This is a genomic window from Pseudomonas sp. 1912-s (genome assembly GCF_029269205.1).
In the GTDB taxonomy this organism is placed as follows: domain Bacteria; phylum Pseudomonadota; class Gammaproteobacteria; order Pseudomonadales; family Pseudomonadaceae; genus Aquipseudomonas.
Genome location: NZ_JARIXR010000002.1, coordinates 84,671 through 99,336, shown reverse-complemented (window position 1 = coordinate 99,336; position 14,666 = coordinate 84,671). Strand labels below are relative to the sequence as shown.

The window sequence follows — 14,666 nt, the reverse complement described above, 5'->3', positions numbered from 1 at the left end:
CAGTTTTTCCGGGAAATCTGTAGGGTTATGACAACTTCGCGACAAATTGCTGTCCAAGGCACTCAACACCATAGCAAAGCGAGCTTGAACAACGCCTCGCTCATTCGAATTCTTTAGGAGAGACCATGCGTTTCCTGCCTGGCCTGTTACTTTTACTGCCCCTTATGAGCCCCTTGGCCCATGCCGAACTGATCGACGATGTGTTTGACCGTGGGGAACTGCGCATCGCCCTGGAAGCCAATACCCCGCCATTCAACTTCAAGGAAGGCGACAAACTCACCGGCTTTGAAGTGGAGTTGGGTGAATTACTGGCCAAGGAAATGGACGTACGCCCCTCCTTTATCACCGTCGATGCCGCCGACTTGCTGCCCGGCGTAGAAAGCGCCAAGTACGACGTGGCAATCAACCATATCGCTATGACTCCTGAACTGGCGGATCGTTTCGACTTCAGCGAACCCTACAGCTACTCCAGCGCACAGCTCATCGTGCGCAAGCAGGAACAACGCCCGCTGGGCAGCTTTGCGGCGCTCAAGGGCAAGGCATTGGGCGTGGCCCAGGGCAGTCAGTTTGTCGAGCAGGCGCGCACCGCCGAAGGCGTTGATTTGCGCAGTTATGCCGATGCCAAACAGCCGATCAAGGACGTCGCCGACCAACAGATCGACGCGGCCATCAGTGACCGGTTGCTGATTCCCTACGCGATTCGCGACAGCGAGTTACCGGTGAAGGGAGGCGCAGATGTGGGCCCGACGTTGAGCCTGGCGATTCCGTTCCAGAAAGGTAACCCGGCGTTCAAGGCCAGCCTGGACAAGGCCCTGCAACGGGTGAAGGCCGATGGCCGGCTGACGGCGCTGTCGGAGAAATGGTTCGGGATGGATGCGAGCAAGCCGGTGGCCAAGGCCGAATAAACGACTCGGCCAGCTCCCACATTTTGATCTATGTCGGGCTTGAGAGTTTTGCCAGGGCCGCGGCCGCCTCGGGCAACTCCAGTTCACTGAACACCAGCACCCCATGGCGCTTGAGCAGCGCCGCCGTCACGCCTTCGCCGGTCACCTTCACGCCGGTAAACGTGCCGTCATAGGTCAGCAGGTTGCCGCAAGACGGGCTGTTGGCCTTGAGCACGGCGATACGGATGCCGTGGCGCTGCACCAACGCCAGCGCCTGGCGGGCCCCCTCGAGGAAGGCTTCGCTGAAGTCTTCGCCCTGGGCCGTCAGCACCTGGGCGCGGCCCTCCCAGACATCAACCCCCTGCCCGCCCGGAATCTCGGCAGACGGGCGCGGCGTCGGCAAGCCACCCGCCACTTCCGGGCACACGGCAACCACTCGCCCTTCGGCCTGCCACGCGGCCAATTGGTCGAAAGGCCCGCTGGCTCCTCCGTCGTAGCGTACCCGGTGCCCCAGCAGGCAGCGGCTGACCAGAATCTTTTGCATCATCAGAACGGCTCGTTACCCCGCCGGCGAAACCAGCCGGTGAGGGACAGGCGTTCGCGGGTGGCGGGCAGGACTTCATGGGGGATTTCCCCCGACAGGAACACCACCAGGCAACCGCCGGTGGGCACCACATCGTATTCGACGTCGCCCTTGAGGTACATGCGCAACTGGCCACCGTGCTCCGGCAGCCAGGCGTTGTTCAAGTAGATCACCGCCGACACCATGCGCCGGTCGTCATCGCGAAAGCGGTCCACATGCCTGAGGTAAAACGCCCCAGGCGGGTACATCGCGAAGTGGCTTTCGAAGTCTTCCAGGCCCAGGAACAGACCCCGGTTCATCGCCACCCGCAGGCTGTCCATCAACTCCAGATAGTTGTCGCAGGCCACTACTTCGCCCGGCTCCAGCCACTGGATATGGTCACCCCGAATGCCCTCGCGAATCTCCTGGGACGGCCCGCGTCCGACGGCTGCCGGTGCCAATTCACCTTCAGCGGCGCGTTTATGGCACTCAGCCGCGAGTTCGAGGGTCAGAGCCTCGGGCAGGAAGATATTCTGCTGCGACCAGCCTTGTGCGGCCAGGTCATCGACAATGCGTAACAGCAGCGGGTGATCGGAGGGTATGGGCATGGCGCGCATAGTATCCATACGCCTGTGAATCCGACAGAGCCGCCGAGCGTCTGAATACACTTTAGTCAGGTGACCGATAGGATTTCTCGACAAATCCTACGCCCGACACGGACAATAGTGGCCGACTGACAGGAGTCCCTATGCGTTGTTTGTTTTTTTCCCTGCTGATGTTCTGCGTTTTGCCCGCTTGGGCAGACGGCCATGACCAGTTGTACAAGGTCGCCGGCTGGGCAGACCAGCGCGCGCATTTTAATGACGCCCTCAGTGCCGCCCAGCAACGCTACCGCAACAGCTTGCCGCCCGCCGTGTATCAGGCGCTGGTGGACAACAGCAATAAACGCTTTGCGCCCCAGTCGGTAGACCAGCGGGCCGAGGCACAGCTGCGCAAGAACCTGGCAGACCCGAAGCCGGCCCTGGCCTTTTTCCAGTCGCCCCTTGGCCGCAAGATTGTCGCCGCCGAGCTGCTGGCGACCCGTCGCGATCAACTGGCAAAGAATGCCCAGGGCTTGCCGCATATGGAAGCCGACGCCACCCGCAGCCTGATCATCGGCCACCTGGCCCAGGCCCTGCCCGCGCGGGAAGCCGGGGCTGAAGTCAGCCTGGCGATCGCCGGTGTGGCCGCTGACAGTTTGAGCCAGATGATTCCCGGCCTGTTGGGCGGCGGTCAGGCCCAAGGCATGTTGAACGGTCAGCGCGAGCGGCTGATGCAGCAGATTGGCAATGACCTGAACAACACGCTGCTGTACGTCTACCGGGATTTGTCCGACCCGGAGCTGGAAGAGTTCGCGACGTTCGCGGAGTCGCCGGAGGGCAAGGCTTACTACAAGGCGGCTCTGGCGGCGATTCGGGCCGGGCTGGCGGTAGGGCAAAGCACCTCAAGCCTGGCACCGTAAACGATGTGGGAGCTGGCTTGCCTGCTCCCACAGGGAACAGCGTTATTTCAGGTGGTCGGTGAGAAACCTGAAGTATTGCTGCCGAATCTCTGGAATCTCATTCGCCAAATGATGCCTGCCGCGCGGCAGCATCAACACTTCCGGCTGGTCGAATTTGCTACGCAACACCTTCAGGTTGTGCTGCCAGTCCACCGTCATGTCTTCCTCGCCCTGCACGATCAACGGCCGTCGCGTACTGCGTGGCGCCGCTTCGATGCGCTTGATCCAGCGCGCCAGGGCGCCCACCCAGGCGGTCGGCAGCTGCCGAGGCTGCAACGGGTCGGCCTCCAGGAACGGCTTGAACAGCGGGTCGTTGGTGTTATCGCTGAAGCGCCGGGCGATGCCTTTGACGAATGGCCGGAGCAGGTAATAACTGAGCTGCGACCAGCCCCAGGCGCGAGGCCGCACCAAGGGTGACAGCAGGAAGGTCTTGCCCTGGGCCGGGCTTTCTGCGCCGTGATTCAGCAGGTGATCCACCACGATAGCGCCGCCGGTGCTTTGCCCGAACAAATGCCACGGCTGCGGCAATTGCAGGGCACTGGCCTGTTCAAACAGCGCCTGCACCACGTCCTGGTACACCGCAAAATCATCGATGCTGGCCCGCTCGCCGCTGGACAGGCCATGGCCCGGCAAGTCGCAGGCGATGACCACAAAGCCCTGGTCCAGCGCCCAATCCACGGCGTTGCGGTACAGGCCCATATGGTCGTAGAAGCCATGGAACAGGAACATCGTCGCCACCGGAACGGGCGGCCACCAGACCTGGCAGACCACCTCGAACCCGTCCACCGCAAAGCGCCCCAGGCGGCTTGTTGCCGGCACCTTGCGGGCCGCCAGGTCGAGGCCGTAGAAGCGCTGGTAGACCCGGGCCTCGGCAGAAAGCGGCTGCGCGTCCACCAGGGGCTGCAAGCTTTCGCGTAGATGATCAGGGTCAAACGTAACGGGCATAAGAACTTCCAGACTGTGGCTTCAACGCGTTGAACAGATGAATATCGAGCCGCGATATTCATCTGTCAGGGCAAGCATGGCAAGCTACGCGTCCTCCGAGGATTGATCCAGATGCGACAGCCCTACCGCACCACCCTCTTCGCCAGCCTGATCGTGATTATTTGCGCCGGCGTGTTATGGGCGGCGTATGACTGGTTCCAGGGGCGCTACCTGCGGGCGTTCAGTGAGCATACGGCGGTGTTTTCCGGTGACAGCCTGAGCCTGCCCGCCGAGCTTGCCGGCCCCGGCCCCATCCGCCTGGTGCACTTCTGGGACCCGGCCTGCCCGTGCAACGTCGGCAACCAGCAGCACCTCGGCGAGCTGATCGAGCAGTACGCGCCCCAGGGCGTGGAGTTCTATTCCCTGCAAAAAGCCGGCAGCCACGGCCAACTGCCCGCCACCCTCGGCGCAATGAAGCCCCTCAAGGCCGTGCCCGGCGCTCAACACCTGCCTGCCAGCCCCGCCGTGGGCATCTGGGACCGCAGTGGCAAACTGGCGTATTTCGGGCCCTACAGCGAAGGGCTGACGTGTAATTCGAGCAACAGCTTTATCGAACCCATCCTGCAAGCCCTCGAAGGCGGGCGCGAGGTCAATGCGACCCACACCCTGGCGGTAGGCTGCTATTGCGAGTGGAACGGGGAAACCTCTCCGCCCTGACCGGGCGCAAGCTGAACAGACGCTGTTCGTTCGGCAAACTCGAGCAACTGTATCGGCATGCTCCTGTATCGTAAGCGACTAGCCGTACCAGCAGACGACACGGGAACACATGAGCCAATTAACCATCATCCTCTGGATCCTCAACGTTATCGTTGATACGTCCGGCCAGTTGGCGTTCAAAGCCGCAGCCTCCGCCAGCGCCGAGCATAACGGCATGGCCCACTGGCGCCATATGCTCAAGCGCCCGTGGATCTGGCTTGGCATCATCTGCTATGTATTCGAATTCGTGCTGTGGCTGGCCTTCCTGACGCTGGTACCGCTGTCGGTGGGCGTAATGCTGGGTTCCATCAATATTGTGGTGATCATGATTGCGGGCCGTTTCCTGTTCAAGGAAAGCCTGAGCAAGTGGCGGTTGATCGGCATCCTGCTGATCGCCTGTGGCGTGACCGTCGTGGGGTTTGAGTAATGAAACGGTTTTATATCCTGGGTTTTCTGTCGCTGATCATTTTCGATACCTTGGCGCAGGTCAGTTTCAAATTCGCCTCGATTCATGCCGAGCCACTGACGATGGACGCCGCCTGGCTGATACGCGTGTTCGGCGCGCCATGGATCTACGGTGCATTCGTTGGCTACATCGGCGCGTTCTTTACCTGGATGACCCTGCTCAAATACGCGCCAGTCGGCCCGGCGTTTGCGGCCTCACACCTTGAGCTGATCAGCGTGACGCTGATCTCTGTCTGGCTGTTCAACGACACGTTGACCCTGCCGAAAATCGTCGGTGGCGCGCTGATCATTGCGGGCATCCTGTGCCTGGCCCGCAGCGAAGACAAAGAGAGCAAGACCGTCGAGGCCGAGCCCTCGCAGACGCTGGCGTCATGACCCGCGTGGCCGGCCAACGGGAGATCCCGCCGACGGCGGGGCTTCCCCTGCGCTGGCAGGATTTGTTCAACCGCTCGGGCGACCTGGCCCGCGACCTGGCCCGCCAACTCGATATTCCGCTGCCGGCCCTGCCCTGCTCCGGCACCGCCGCCCTGATCATGGCGCTGCGCGTGCTGCAGCAGCGCATGCCCGGGCGCACCGAACTGATCGTGCCTGCCTATACCTGCCCGCTGGTGGCCCTGGCGGCCCATCACTGCCCGCCTTTGCGCGTGGTGCCGTGCGATTTAAAGCCGGGCAGCATCGACCTCGACGAACAACAGTTGGCGCAGTTGTGCAACGAAAACACCCTGGCGATCGTCGTCACTCACCTGGCCGGGCGCGTGGCGGATGTGGATACCGCCAATCGCATTGCCGCGCCGTTCGGCGTGGCGGTGATCGAAGACGCGGCCCAAGCCATGGGTGCGCTGGATGACGGTAAAAGCGTCGGGCTAAAAGGTGACATCGGCTTTTTCAGCATGGCACTGGGCAAAGGCCTGACCACGGCGGAAGGCGGTGTGCTGTTCAGCCGCAATCCGGAATTGCACCAGGCGTTGCACCGGCAATGCCGCCAGGACTTGCCCTTCAGCCTGCGCTGGGAGCTGCAGCGCAGCGCCGAACTGTGGGGCTACGCCGTGGCGTATCAGCCGCGCGGCCTGAAGTACGTGTATGGCAAGCCACTGCGGGCGGCGTTGGCGCGGGGCGATGAAGTGGCGGCGGTGGGCGACGATTTTTCCGTCAACGATATTCCGTTGCACCGGCTGGGCGGCTATCGCCAGAAGGTCGGCGCCGCCGCGCTGGCACGTTTGCCCGAGCATTTGCAGCAAGGCCGCCTGCGCGCCTTGCGCCGCGTGGCGCAGCTCAACAGCCTGCCCGGCGTGTCGGTGTTGACCGATGCCCCGGGCCAGCAAGGCACCTGGCCGTTCCTGATGGTGGTGATGCCCAGCGCACAAACCCGCGATACCGCCATGGCGCAGCTGTGGACCGCGGGCCTGGGCGTCACCCGCCTGTTTATCCACGTGCTGCCGGGCTACCCGGCACTCACTTCACTGTTACAGCCAGGCGCCGCTATCCCCTGCGCGCAAAGCTTCGCCGCCCAGACGCTCTCGATCAGCAACAGCCACTGGCTGACCGATGAGCTGTTTGAGCAGGTGCTGGACCATCTACGGCGGATTCTTAAGCGCTGACCCAGCTCTGATCGATACGGGTCAACAAGCGTGCGTTCAACTCATTCTGCTGCTGTTGCCAGATGACCACCTGGTTCTCCGGCAACTCCTCCTGGCCATCCGACGCACTCAGCCAGCGCTTGAACTTGCTCTGGTAGTGGTAGGCCGACACATCGCCGGTAATGTCGGCGCCAATAATGCTGCCCTGGCATGCGTCGATCAGCGCATTCAAATGCTTCTCCAGAAACTCGCCCTGGTCCCAGTTGGTATTCACCACCTCCGGGCTCAACACGTCTTTATCAATGGAGAGATACACCGGCAGCGAACGGTCGAGCTGGGCCAGGAACGCGCTCATCAACTCGTCGGCATTGCTGAAGGCCCGATTGCTGCGGCCTGCGCCGATCCAGTTCAACCAACGCGTATCGACGTTGGTGTTCCAGTAGGTCAGCTTGCGTTTCACCAGCGGTGACCAGTGATTCTCCCAGGCGTGCTTGAGGGAAATATCCGGCGAGCCAATGCCCAGCACGTGAACATGCTCGACCTGCGGCAAGCGGCTGGCCCAGTAAACCCAGGACCCACAATGGATACCAAACGGATAGCGCATGTTGTCCGGGTGGTTGTCGCAAATGATCAGCTGGATCTTTTGCTGGGTGGGCAGGCGGTTCAACAGCAACTGGCTGAGGTGGTGATAGTCACCGCTGCCGGTAAACACACAGCCGTAGTCGCTGGGCATCTGCGCGTGCAGGGCGCGCTCCAGCTCCTTGAACTGCGCCCAGCGGCAGCCGAAACGGATCTTCTCCTGCCAGGCTTGCAGCGGCAGGGTAAGGGCGCCGGGAATGTTATTCACGGCGCCATCAAAATCGAGGATCAATGCGGGTCGGGCCTGACTCATGCGGTTTGCTCCTGCTGCCACTGCATGTCGCTTTCAAAATGGTGTCGGAAACGGTTCAACACCTTGCGCAACAGCGGGTTGCGCACCCAGACCAAATGGCGGGTGAAGGTGAACCTGGCGCCGAGGCTGGACTTGACCTGTGGGTCGGTCCAGCCCGCCACATAAAACTCCAGGCCCTTTTCCAGCGCGTACTCCAGGTTCACAAACCAGCTGACGAAGTACAGGTTGTGCTCCAGCGCCAGCGGGTAATTCAGGCCGATGTACTTGTCGAGCAACTTGCCGTCTTGCTGGTAGCACAGGTTATAGCCCACCAGCTCATCCCCATCCCAATAGCAGAACACATGCCCGCCGCTGTCGGCATCGGTCAGCAACTGGATGAAGAATTCGGGCGTGAGCAAATCGAAATGGATTTCGCTCTGTTCGTACACTGCCTTGTAGAGCCGATACAGTTCCTGCTGCCATTGCTCATCGCTGAACCGGGCGTCGCCAGTGTCCAGGATCTCGATGCGCAACGCCTCGCGGCTGCGCAACTTGCGGCGGATATTGCGCCGGCGGCTGTGGGACAACCGCGACAGATACTCGTCAACCGAGGTGAAGTCGATGGGCACATAGGCCAGCGCCTGGCCCTCGACACTGATGAACCCGCGCTGGGTGCAGGCCTCGATCAACGCGTGTGCGTAGCGATTGTCCTCGACGCTGAGCAGCGGAGAATCCAGCGGCACATCTTTGACGATGGTGAGTGCGCGTTGTGGCGCCAACGCCTGTTGCAGCCATTGCGCCATGTCCTGGGGCGGGACGTCCTGCGGGAACGGCGAGTATTCGCTGACCGTGGTGCCGACAAAGCAGCTGTCGACCTGCAGCCAAGACTGCCACAAACGGTACCCCGGCCAACCGCGCAGGCGGGCACGCAGCTCATCGTCGGCGGTGGTTTGCAGGTCAAACCGGGTGAAAAAGTACGGCAGTCCCTGTGCTGACAGCTGGGCGTTGAAGCCAACCGGCGGGTATCGCAAAAAGCTGCTGATCAGCGATGGCGTTTCCATGCAGCAGGCATAAGGCACCTGTGCACGGCTGGGATCTGTCATAAATTGCATTCCGAAAGTGATAGCAAAGGCGCGCCCGGATGGCCTGGTTGATCACGGCGCCGCTGGTTTCATGTAACAGAGTAAACATAATAACCCGCCCATCCGCGTCGAACTTCAGAACCCCCACTTCATGCAGGTGAGGTTCAGGGAACACGAAGCCAACAGCTTCTTCCTCACCGCTCGCCAAACCCACTAAACTGCCCGGATCACTCATAAGGGACACCCCATGAAACGCATCCTGACCGCGCTGGCCATCCTGCTCGTCGCCCTTATGGTAGGTGCCGGCTGGTACGTGTACAGCAAGCAGCCGACCCGCCAGGGCACGGTGGAGCTGGCCCACCTGCAAGGCTCGGTCACCGTGCGTTACGACGACCGTGGCGTGCCGCATATCCGCGCCGAGAACGAGACCGACCTGTACCGCGCCCTCGGCTATGTGCACGCCCAGGACCGGCTGTTCCAGATGGAGATCATGCGGCGCCTGTCCCGTGGCGAACTGGCCGAAGTGCTGGGCCCCAAGCTGCTGGAGACCGACAAACTGTTCCGCAGCCTGCGCATTCGCGAACGCGCCCTGAGCTACGTGGAGCACATGGACCATGAGTCGGCCTCCTGGAAGGCTCTGCAAGCCTACCTGGACGGCGTCAACCAGTATCAGGACAGCCACGCCAGGCCGATGGAGTTCGACGTACTGGGCATCCCCAAGCGCCCGTTTACCGCCGAAGACACCATCAGCGTCGCCGGCTACCTGGCCTACAGCTTTGCCGCCGCCTTTCGCACCGAACCCTTGCTGACGTACGTACGCGATCAACTGGGCAACGATTACCTGAAGGTCTTCGACCTCGACTGGCAGCCCAAGGGCGCGCTGAACCTGGCCGCCGGTGACTGGAAAGACCTCGGCGCCATCGCCCAATTGAGCGAGCAGGCCCTGGCCGACAACGGCCTGCCGCAGTTCGAAGGCAGCAACGCCTGGGCTATCAGCGGCAGCCGCACCAAGAGTGGCAAGCCGTTGCTGGCGGGCGACCCGCACATCCGCTTCTCGGTACCGTCGGTGTGGTACGAGGCGCAGCTGTCGGCACCGGGCTTCGAGCTTTACGGGTATCACAACGCGCTGGTGCCGGTGGCGTTCCTGGGCCACAACAAGGATTTCGGCTGGAGCCTGACCATGTTCCAGAACGATGACCTCGACCTGATCGCCGAGAAGGTCAACCCGGACAATCCCAACCAGGTCTGGTACCACGACAAATGGGTGGACATGACCAGCAGCGAGCAGCAGATCGCGGTCAAGGGCCAGGACCCGGTGACCTTGACCCTGCGCAGCTCGCCCCACGGCCCGATCATCAATGACGTACTCGGCGAGAATGCCGGCAAGACGCCGATCGCCATGTGGTGGGCGTTCCTGAATACCGAGAACCCGATCCTCGAAGGTTTCTACCAGCTCAACCGTGCCGACACGCTGGCCAAGGCCCGGGCCGCAGCCGCCAAGGTCCAGGCCCCCGGCTTGAACATCGTGTGGGCCAATGCCAAGGGTGATATCGGTTGGTGGGCGGCGGCGCAATTGCCGATCCGCCCGGCCGGGGTCAACCCGGGCTTTATCCTCGACGGCAGCACCGCCCAGGCGGACAAGCTCGGGTTCTACCCGTTCAGCGCCAACCCCCAGGAAGAAAACCCGACACGGGGTTATGTGGTGTCCGCCAACGCCCAGCCGGCGTCGCCTACCGGCATGCCGATCCCCGGGTATTACAACCTCGCCGACCGTGGCCAGCAGTTGAACGCCCAACTGAGCGACAACAGCGTGAAATGGGACGTGAACAACAGCCAGGCCTTGCAGCTCGGCACCACCACCGCCTACGGCCCACGGCTGCTGGCGCCGCTGCTGCCGGTGCTGCGTGAAGTGGTCAAGGACCCGGCGCAGTTGAAACTGGTGGAGCAATTGGCAACCTGGAAAGGCGATTACCCGCTGGACTCCACCAGTGCCACGCTGTTCAACCAGTTCCTGTTCAACCTCACCGATGCGGCGTTCCGCCCGAAACTGGGCGACGCGATGTTCAAGACATTGCTCACCACCCGCGTGGTGGACGCCGCCTTGCCGCGCCTGGCCGCGTCGCCGGACTCGCCATGGTGGGACGGCCACCGCGCCGACACCGTCAAGCTCGCCTGGGACAACAGCCTGCAACACCTCAAGGCGACCTTCGGCGATGACCCCGCGCAATGGCAGTGGGGCAAGGCCCACACCCTGACCCACGGCCATCCGCTGGGCTCGCAGAAGCCGTTGGACAAGATCGTCAACGTCGGCCCGTTTGCCGCTCCCGGCACCCATGAAGTGCCCAACAACCAATCCGCCCAGATCGGCCCGGCGCCGTGGCCAGTGACCTACGGCCCATCGACCCGGCGCCTGGTCGACTTCGCCGATGCTGCGCATGCGCTGACCATCAACCCGGTCGGGCAGAGTGGCGTGCCCTTCGACAAGCACTACGCCGACCAGGCGGAAACGTACATCGAAGGCGGGTATGAGCAGGCGCATTTCAATGATGAGGAAGTGACGGCGAATACTCGCAGTACGCTGAAGCTGTTGCCGGCCAGGTAGGTGGTTGAAATACGGACTGTGTGGGAGCTGGCTTGCCTGCGATACAGACGCCTCTGTGCCTCAGTTAAACCGAGGTGATGCCATCGCGGGCAAGCCCGGCTCCCACATTTCGACCTGTGTTATTGCGTCTACCGTGCGCGCATGCGCCCCGGCGCCTCACCGTAGGTTTCCTTGAATTTCTTGCTGAACGCCGCCTGGGATTGATACCCCGCCTGGGCGGCAATATCCGTCAGGCTCAACCGCGATTGATGCAGCAGGTTGAACGCCAACTCCATGCGCAACTGCGTCAACAACACCCACGGCGACACACCCGCCACTTTGACAAACGCCCGCATGAACGTCGCCCGGGACATCGACGCGGCGCTGGCCAGGCTGTCGATGGTCCACTCATGGCCAGGCTCGGCCAGCATCGCCTGCCAGGCCTTGCCCAGGCGCTTGTCGGCCAGCAAGGCAAAGGTGCCCGCCGCCGGCGCTTGCTGCGTGAGCCAGGCCCGCAAAATCAGGGTGAACAACGCCGATGACAGCGCATCGATAAAAAACCGCGCGCCCAACTGCTGACCGTCCGCCTCGCTGCGCAGCAAGGCGATCAGTGCCGCCAACTGCCCATCGGCCTGCCACTGCCGGCTGGACACCACCAGGTAGTCCGGCAACGCACTGAACAACAACGACTGGCGGTTGTAGCGAAAGCTGCCGCAGAGCATGTCCACGTCCGGCTGATCGCTCCCCAGGCGATGGATCGGCAGCAGGCCGCCCTCGATCACGGTCTGCGCCACCGGCTTCACCCGCACGCCCTGGCTGCGCACCAGGTGCGTCGCGCCGCCGGGCATCAACAGGATGTCGCCCTCCTCCAGCGTCACCTGCTGGCCGCCGGACAATTCGGCGCGGCAGGTGCCCGCCAGCACAATGTGATACGGCGCCACGCCCAGCGGCTCGGGCTCGTGGTCCATGGCCCAGGCGCCCTGGAACTGGCAGCGCAGGTCCAGGCTGCCCCGCAGGTTGGCCAAGGCGATCAGGGTGTCGATGGAGTTCATTTGCGAGCATCGGTCAAAAAGGTGAGTGGATCGAACAAAAGCGCCAAACCTGAACCGCGCAGACTGGCTTCACACCCAACCCGCTGAGGAGTTAACGCAATGTTCAATAACTGGTCCGACTTGCTGCCTACCGTGAAGAAAGCCTTTGGCGCACTGGGCAAGAGCAACCCGAAGATGGTCAAAGCCTACATGGCGCTGGGGGAAGCTGCCGAGGAAAACAACGTCCTCGATGCCAAGACCCGTGAGCTGATTTCCATCGCCGTGGCCATCACCACACGCTGCGACGGTTGCATCGGCGTGCATGCCGACGCGGCGATCAAGGCCGGCGCCACCCGCGAAGAAGTGGCCGCGACCCTGGCCACGGCAATCTCGCTGAATGCCGGCGCGGCGTACATCTACTCGCTGCGCGCCCTGGAAGCCTACGACACGCTCACACCGGCGCCGCAAAGTTAAGCCGGAATTGTTGCGGCGTCACGCCCAGCCGGCGATTGAACACACTGCGCATGTGCTGGGCATCGCGAAAGCCGCATTGATACGCCACGGTCTTGAGCGGCGCGTGGGTGCTTTCCAGCATCACCCGCGCCGCGTCCACCCGCGCCCGCTCGACGAACTCCGCCGGGGTGATCTGCGCTTCCCGGGCAAATACCCGGGAGAAGTTGCGCGCGCTCATGTTCGCCGCCTTGGCCAGATCGGCGATGGTCAGGTCCCCCGTCAGGTTCGCCAATACATACAGCTGCACCAATGCCACCGCCGAGGTGGCTTCGGCGTGGGGCGTAAGAAACGGGCTGAACTGCGACTGCCCACCCGAACGCTGGGTGAATACCACCAGACGCTTGGCCACGCTGAGGGCCACTTCCGGGCCGTGATCCTGGGCCAGCAGGTACAGCGACAGGTCGATGCCCGCCGTCACCCCGGCGGAGGTGTAGAGGTTGCCGTCCTGCACGTAGAGACGGTCGGCTTCCACCTGGGCCGACGGGCACAAACCGGCCAGACCGGCGGCGTCGCCCCAGTGAGTGGTGACGGTGCGCCCGTCCAGCAAACCGGCGCGGGCGAGCAGGAAGGCACCGTTGCAGATGGAGCCGAAGCGTTTGGCTCGGGCGCTGGCGTCACGCAGCCATTGATTGAAGGCCGGGCCGAAATCCTCGAAGGGCAACTGCGGCCCGCCGGCCATCAACAGCAAATCGTAGGGCTCGAGGGCCTCGCTGAAATGCCGGTGCGCCTGCAACGACAAGCCGTTGGAGCACGCCATGTTGCCGTGGCCCAGGCCAATCACGTCAAGCTGGTAATGCTCCCCAGGCGGCAGAAAACGGTTGGCTTCGCAGAACACATCCAGGGGCCCGGTCACGTCCAGTGACTGGACGCCGGGGAAGATCAGGATGGCGACGGTTTTGCCCATGAGCAGGAACACCTTTTTCTAACTGAATAAACACAACCCTTGTAGGAGCTGGCTTGCCGGCGATGCAGACACCTCGGTGTAGCAGGTATACCGAGGTGATGCTATCGCAGGCAAGCCAGCTCCTACAGTTGATCGCGTATGGCCTTGGCACGATGTGACGGCACATTGGCCGGGATCGCACCCTCGCCGCGGTAGCCCCCTCGCGGACGCGCGACCAGACTGGACTCATCGGCGCCAACCCGGCGCTTTCTTGAGGAGAACGACCATGAGCACCACCATCGCCGGCATCAAGATCCCGGACAGCGCCCTGGCCAAGGCCACCACCGAATACATCCGCGACATCGAATCCGACCTGCTGTACCACCACTCCCGCCGGGTGTTTCTGTTCGGCGCCCTGAGCGGTGAGCGCCAGCAGTTGGCCTACAACCCGGAGCTGCTGTACGTCGGCGCCATGTTCCACGACCTGGGCCTGGTGGAAGGCCACCGCAGTGACGACGAACGTTTTGAAGTGGACGGCGCCAACGCAGCGGCGGACTTCCTCAAGCCTTACGGGCTGAGCGATGACGACATCGAGCAGGTATGGCTGTCGATTGCCCTGCACACTACGCCGGGGGTGCCCAAGCATCTGCGTCCGACCGTGGCGCTGGTGACTGCGGGCGTGGAAATGGACGTGCTGGGGATGGAATACGCGGCGTTCAGCAGCGTGCAGCGCGAAGCCGTGGTGCATGCGCACCCACGGGGTGAAGGGTTCAAGGAATGCATCATCTGCGCGTTTGCCGATGGTTTGCGCCATCGTCCGCAGACCACGTTTGGCAACGTGAAGACTGATGTACTGGTGGATCAGGAGCCTGGGTTCAAGCCGATGAACTTTGTCGAGGTGATTCGCAAGTCGCCTTGGGTGGCCTGAAACACAATCTTATAAACACCACAAAACTACTGTGGGAGCTGGCTTGCCTGCGATGGCGGTGTGACAGTC

General features: G+C 62.7%; 16 protein-coding genes. 9 read left to right on the top strand and 7 right to left on the bottom strand.

Going from position 1 to position 14,666, the window contains the following annotated elements; all coding sequences use genetic code 11:
* The first annotated feature begins 125 nt into the window (after window positions 1-125).
* On the top strand, window positions 126-905 hold the full coding sequence (locus P3C29_RS03230) for a transporter substrate-binding domain-containing protein (protein WP_010167812.1): 780 nt from the start codon (window positions 126-128) through the stop codon (window positions 903-905).
* Between the two features lie 28 nt (window positions 906-933).
* On the opposite strand, the gene P3C29_RS03225 is transcribed toward P3C29_RS03230, so the two are convergent.
* Together P3C29_RS03225 and P3C29_RS03220 are read right to left on the bottom strand one after the other, a co-directional pair.
* A complete protein-coding gene (locus P3C29_RS03225) occupies window positions 934-1,428 on the bottom strand; it encodes a DUF523 domain-containing protein (RefSeq protein ID WP_275963992.1) in 495 nt (164 codons plus the stop codon).
* 2 nt (window positions 1,429-1,430) lie between these two features.
* The gene (locus P3C29_RS03220) at window positions 1,431-2,063 is read right to left on the bottom strand and encodes a 2OG-Fe(II) oxygenase (protein WP_010167814.1); all 633 of its coding nucleotides are present in this window, start codon (window positions 2,061-2,063) and stop codon (window positions 1,431-1,433) included.
* Between the two features lie 131 nt (window positions 2,064-2,194).
* Here P3C29_RS03220 and P3C29_RS03215 point away from each other — a divergent pair, with 131 nt between their 5' ends.
* Window positions 2,195-2,947 (top strand): DUF2059 domain-containing protein, encoded by a 753-nt coding sequence (locus tag P3C29_RS03215; RefSeq protein WP_275963901.1) that lies wholly within the window; start codon window positions 2,195-2,197, stop codon window positions 2,945-2,947.
* Window positions 2,948-2,989: 42 nt separating this feature from the next.
* On the opposite strand, the gene P3C29_RS03210 is transcribed toward P3C29_RS03215, so the two are convergent.
* Entirely contained in the window at window positions 2,990-3,931 is a 942-nt protein-coding gene (locus tag P3C29_RS03210; protein WP_275963900.1) for an alpha/beta hydrolase, read from the bottom strand.
* A gap of 111 nt (window positions 3,932-4,042) precedes the next feature.
* On the opposite strand from P3C29_RS03210, the gene P3C29_RS03205 reads away from it, so the two are divergent.
* From P3C29_RS03205 to P3C29_RS03190, 4 genes are all read left to right on the top strand, one after another.
* Window positions 4,043-4,627: a DUF6436 domain-containing protein gene (locus tag P3C29_RS03205; RefSeq protein WP_010167817.1), complete on the top strand. Its 585-nt coding sequence runs from the start codon at window positions 4,043-4,045 to the stop codon at window positions 4,625-4,627.
* 109 nt (window positions 4,628-4,736) lie between these two features.
* Window positions 4,737-5,093 (top strand): EamA family transporter, encoded by a 357-nt coding sequence (locus P3C29_RS03200; protein ID WP_275963899.1) that lies wholly within the window; start codon window positions 4,737-4,739, stop codon window positions 5,091-5,093.
* The gene (locus tag P3C29_RS03195) at window positions 5,093-5,506 is read left to right on the top strand and encodes an EamA family transporter (RefSeq protein WP_008438917.1); all 414 of its coding nucleotides are present in this window, start codon (window positions 5,093-5,095) and stop codon (window positions 5,504-5,506) included. The genes P3C29_RS03200 and P3C29_RS03195 overlap by 1 nt, the downstream gene beginning before the upstream one ends.
* Window positions 5,503-6,729 (top strand): DegT/DnrJ/EryC1/StrS family aminotransferase, encoded by a 1,227-nt coding sequence (locus P3C29_RS03190; protein WP_275963898.1) that lies wholly within the window; start codon window positions 5,503-5,505, stop codon window positions 6,727-6,729. The genes P3C29_RS03195 and P3C29_RS03190 overlap by 4 nt, the downstream gene beginning before the upstream one ends.
* Here the strand turns inward: P3C29_RS03190 and P3C29_RS03185 are convergent.
* Together P3C29_RS03185 and P3C29_RS03180 are read right to left on the bottom strand one after the other, a co-directional pair.
* Window positions 6,719-7,600 (bottom strand): arginase family protein, encoded by an 882-nt coding sequence (locus tag P3C29_RS03185; RefSeq protein ID WP_201125638.1) that lies wholly within the window; start codon window positions 7,598-7,600, stop codon window positions 6,719-6,721. The two genes, P3C29_RS03190 and P3C29_RS03185, sit on opposite strands and share 11 nt — an antisense overlap.
* Window positions 7,597-8,682, bottom strand: coding sequence for a GNAT family N-acetyltransferase (locus tag P3C29_RS03180; RefSeq protein ID WP_275963897.1), 1,086 nt, complete (start codon window positions 8,680-8,682; stop codon window positions 7,597-7,599). The genes P3C29_RS03185 and P3C29_RS03180 overlap by 4 nt, the downstream gene beginning before the upstream one ends.
* A 226-nt stretch (window positions 8,683-8,908) precedes the next feature.
* Between P3C29_RS03180 and P3C29_RS03175 the strand changes: the two genes are divergently transcribed.
* Window positions 8,909-11,263, top strand: coding sequence for a penicillin acylase family protein (locus P3C29_RS03175; protein WP_275963896.1), 2,355 nt, complete (start codon window positions 8,909-8,911; stop codon window positions 11,261-11,263).
* A 128-nt stretch (window positions 11,264-11,391) separates the two neighbouring features.
* Here P3C29_RS03175 and P3C29_RS03170 read toward each other — a convergent pair whose 3' ends face one another.
* Entirely contained in the window at window positions 11,392-12,294 is a 903-nt protein-coding gene (locus P3C29_RS03170) for an AraC family transcriptional regulator (protein ID WP_275963895.1), read from the bottom strand.
* 99 nt (window positions 12,295-12,393) lie between these two features.
* On the opposite strand from P3C29_RS03170, the gene P3C29_RS03165 reads away from it, so the two are divergent.
* Window positions 12,394-12,747 carry a carboxymuconolactone decarboxylase family protein gene (locus tag P3C29_RS03165; protein ID WP_010167834.1) on the top strand — a complete coding sequence of 118 codons (354 nt, stop codon included), beginning with the start codon at window positions 12,394-12,396 and terminating at the stop codon, window positions 12,745-12,747.
* On the opposite strand, the gene P3C29_RS03160 is transcribed toward P3C29_RS03165, so the two are convergent.
* The gene (locus P3C29_RS03160) at window positions 12,725-13,690 is read right to left on the bottom strand and encodes a GlxA family transcriptional regulator (RefSeq protein ID WP_010167836.1); all 966 of its coding nucleotides are present in this window, start codon (window positions 13,688-13,690) and stop codon (window positions 12,725-12,727) included. The two genes, P3C29_RS03165 and P3C29_RS03160, sit on opposite strands and share 23 nt — an antisense overlap.
* Before the next feature lie 265 nt (window positions 13,691-13,955).
* Here P3C29_RS03160 and P3C29_RS03155 point away from each other — a divergent pair, with 265 nt between their 5' ends.
* Window positions 13,956-14,597: an HD domain-containing protein gene (locus P3C29_RS03155; protein WP_010167840.1), complete on the top strand. Its 642-nt coding sequence runs from the start codon at window positions 13,956-13,958 to the stop codon at window positions 14,595-14,597.
* The last annotated feature ends 69 nt before the right edge of the window (window positions 14,598-14,666 follow it).

Excerpts from the sequence above, each read along its gene's own strand:
- P3C29_RS03195 (WP_008438917.1), top strand. The coding sequence starts at position 5,093 with ATGAAACGGTTTTATATCCTGGGTTTTCTGTCGCTGATCATTTTCGAT.
- P3C29_RS03230 (WP_010167812.1), top strand. The coding sequence starts at position 126 with ATGCGTTTCCTGCCTGGCCTGTTACTTTTACTGCCCCTTATGAGCCCC.
- P3C29_RS03170 (WP_275963895.1), bottom strand. The coding sequence starts at position 12,294 with ATGAACTCCATCGACACCCTGATCGCCTTGGCCAACCTGCGGGGCAGC.
- P3C29_RS03215 (WP_275963901.1), top strand. The coding sequence starts at position 2,195 with ATGCGTTGTTTGTTTTTTTCCCTGCTGATGTTCTGCGTTTTGCCCGCT.
- P3C29_RS03200 (WP_275963899.1), top strand. The coding sequence starts at position 4,737 with ATGAGCCAATTAACCATCATCCTCTGGATCCTCAACGTTATCGTTGAT.
- P3C29_RS03175 (WP_275963896.1), top strand. The coding sequence starts at position 8,909 with ATGAAACGCATCCTGACCGCGCTGGCCATCCTGCTCGTCGCCCTTATG.
- P3C29_RS03160 (WP_010167836.1), bottom strand. The coding sequence starts at position 13,690 with ATGGGCAAAACCGTCGCCATCCTGATCTTCCCCGGCGTCCAGTCACTG.
- P3C29_RS03210 (WP_275963900.1), bottom strand. The coding sequence starts at position 3,931 with ATGCCCGTTACGTTTGACCCTGATCATCTACGCGAAAGCTTGCAGCCC.
- P3C29_RS03220 (WP_010167814.1), bottom strand. The coding sequence starts at position 2,063 with ATGCGCGCCATGCCCATACCCTCCGATCACCCGCTGCTGTTACGCATT.
- P3C29_RS03155 (WP_010167840.1), top strand. The coding sequence starts at position 13,956 with ATGAGCACCACCATCGCCGGCATCAAGATCCCGGACAGCGCCCTGGCC.
- P3C29_RS03165 (WP_010167834.1), top strand. The coding sequence starts at position 12,394 with ATGTTCAATAACTGGTCCGACTTGCTGCCTACCGTGAAGAAAGCCTTT.
- P3C29_RS03180 (WP_275963897.1), bottom strand. The coding sequence starts at position 8,682 with ATGACAGATCCCAGCCGTGCACAGGTGCCTTATGCCTGCTGCATGGAA.
- P3C29_RS03190 (WP_275963898.1), top strand. The coding sequence starts at position 5,503 with ATGACCCGCGTGGCCGGCCAACGGGAGATCCCGCCGACGGCGGGGCTT.
- P3C29_RS03185 (WP_201125638.1), bottom strand. The coding sequence starts at position 7,600 with ATGAGTCAGGCCCGACCCGCATTGATCCTCGATTTTGATGGCGCCGTG.
- P3C29_RS03225 (WP_275963992.1), bottom strand. The coding sequence starts at position 1,428 with ATGCAAAAGATTCTGGTCAGCCGCTGCCTGCTGGGGCACCGGGTACGC.
- P3C29_RS03205 (WP_010167817.1), top strand. The coding sequence starts at position 4,043 with ATGCGACAGCCCTACCGCACCACCCTCTTCGCCAGCCTGATCGTGATT.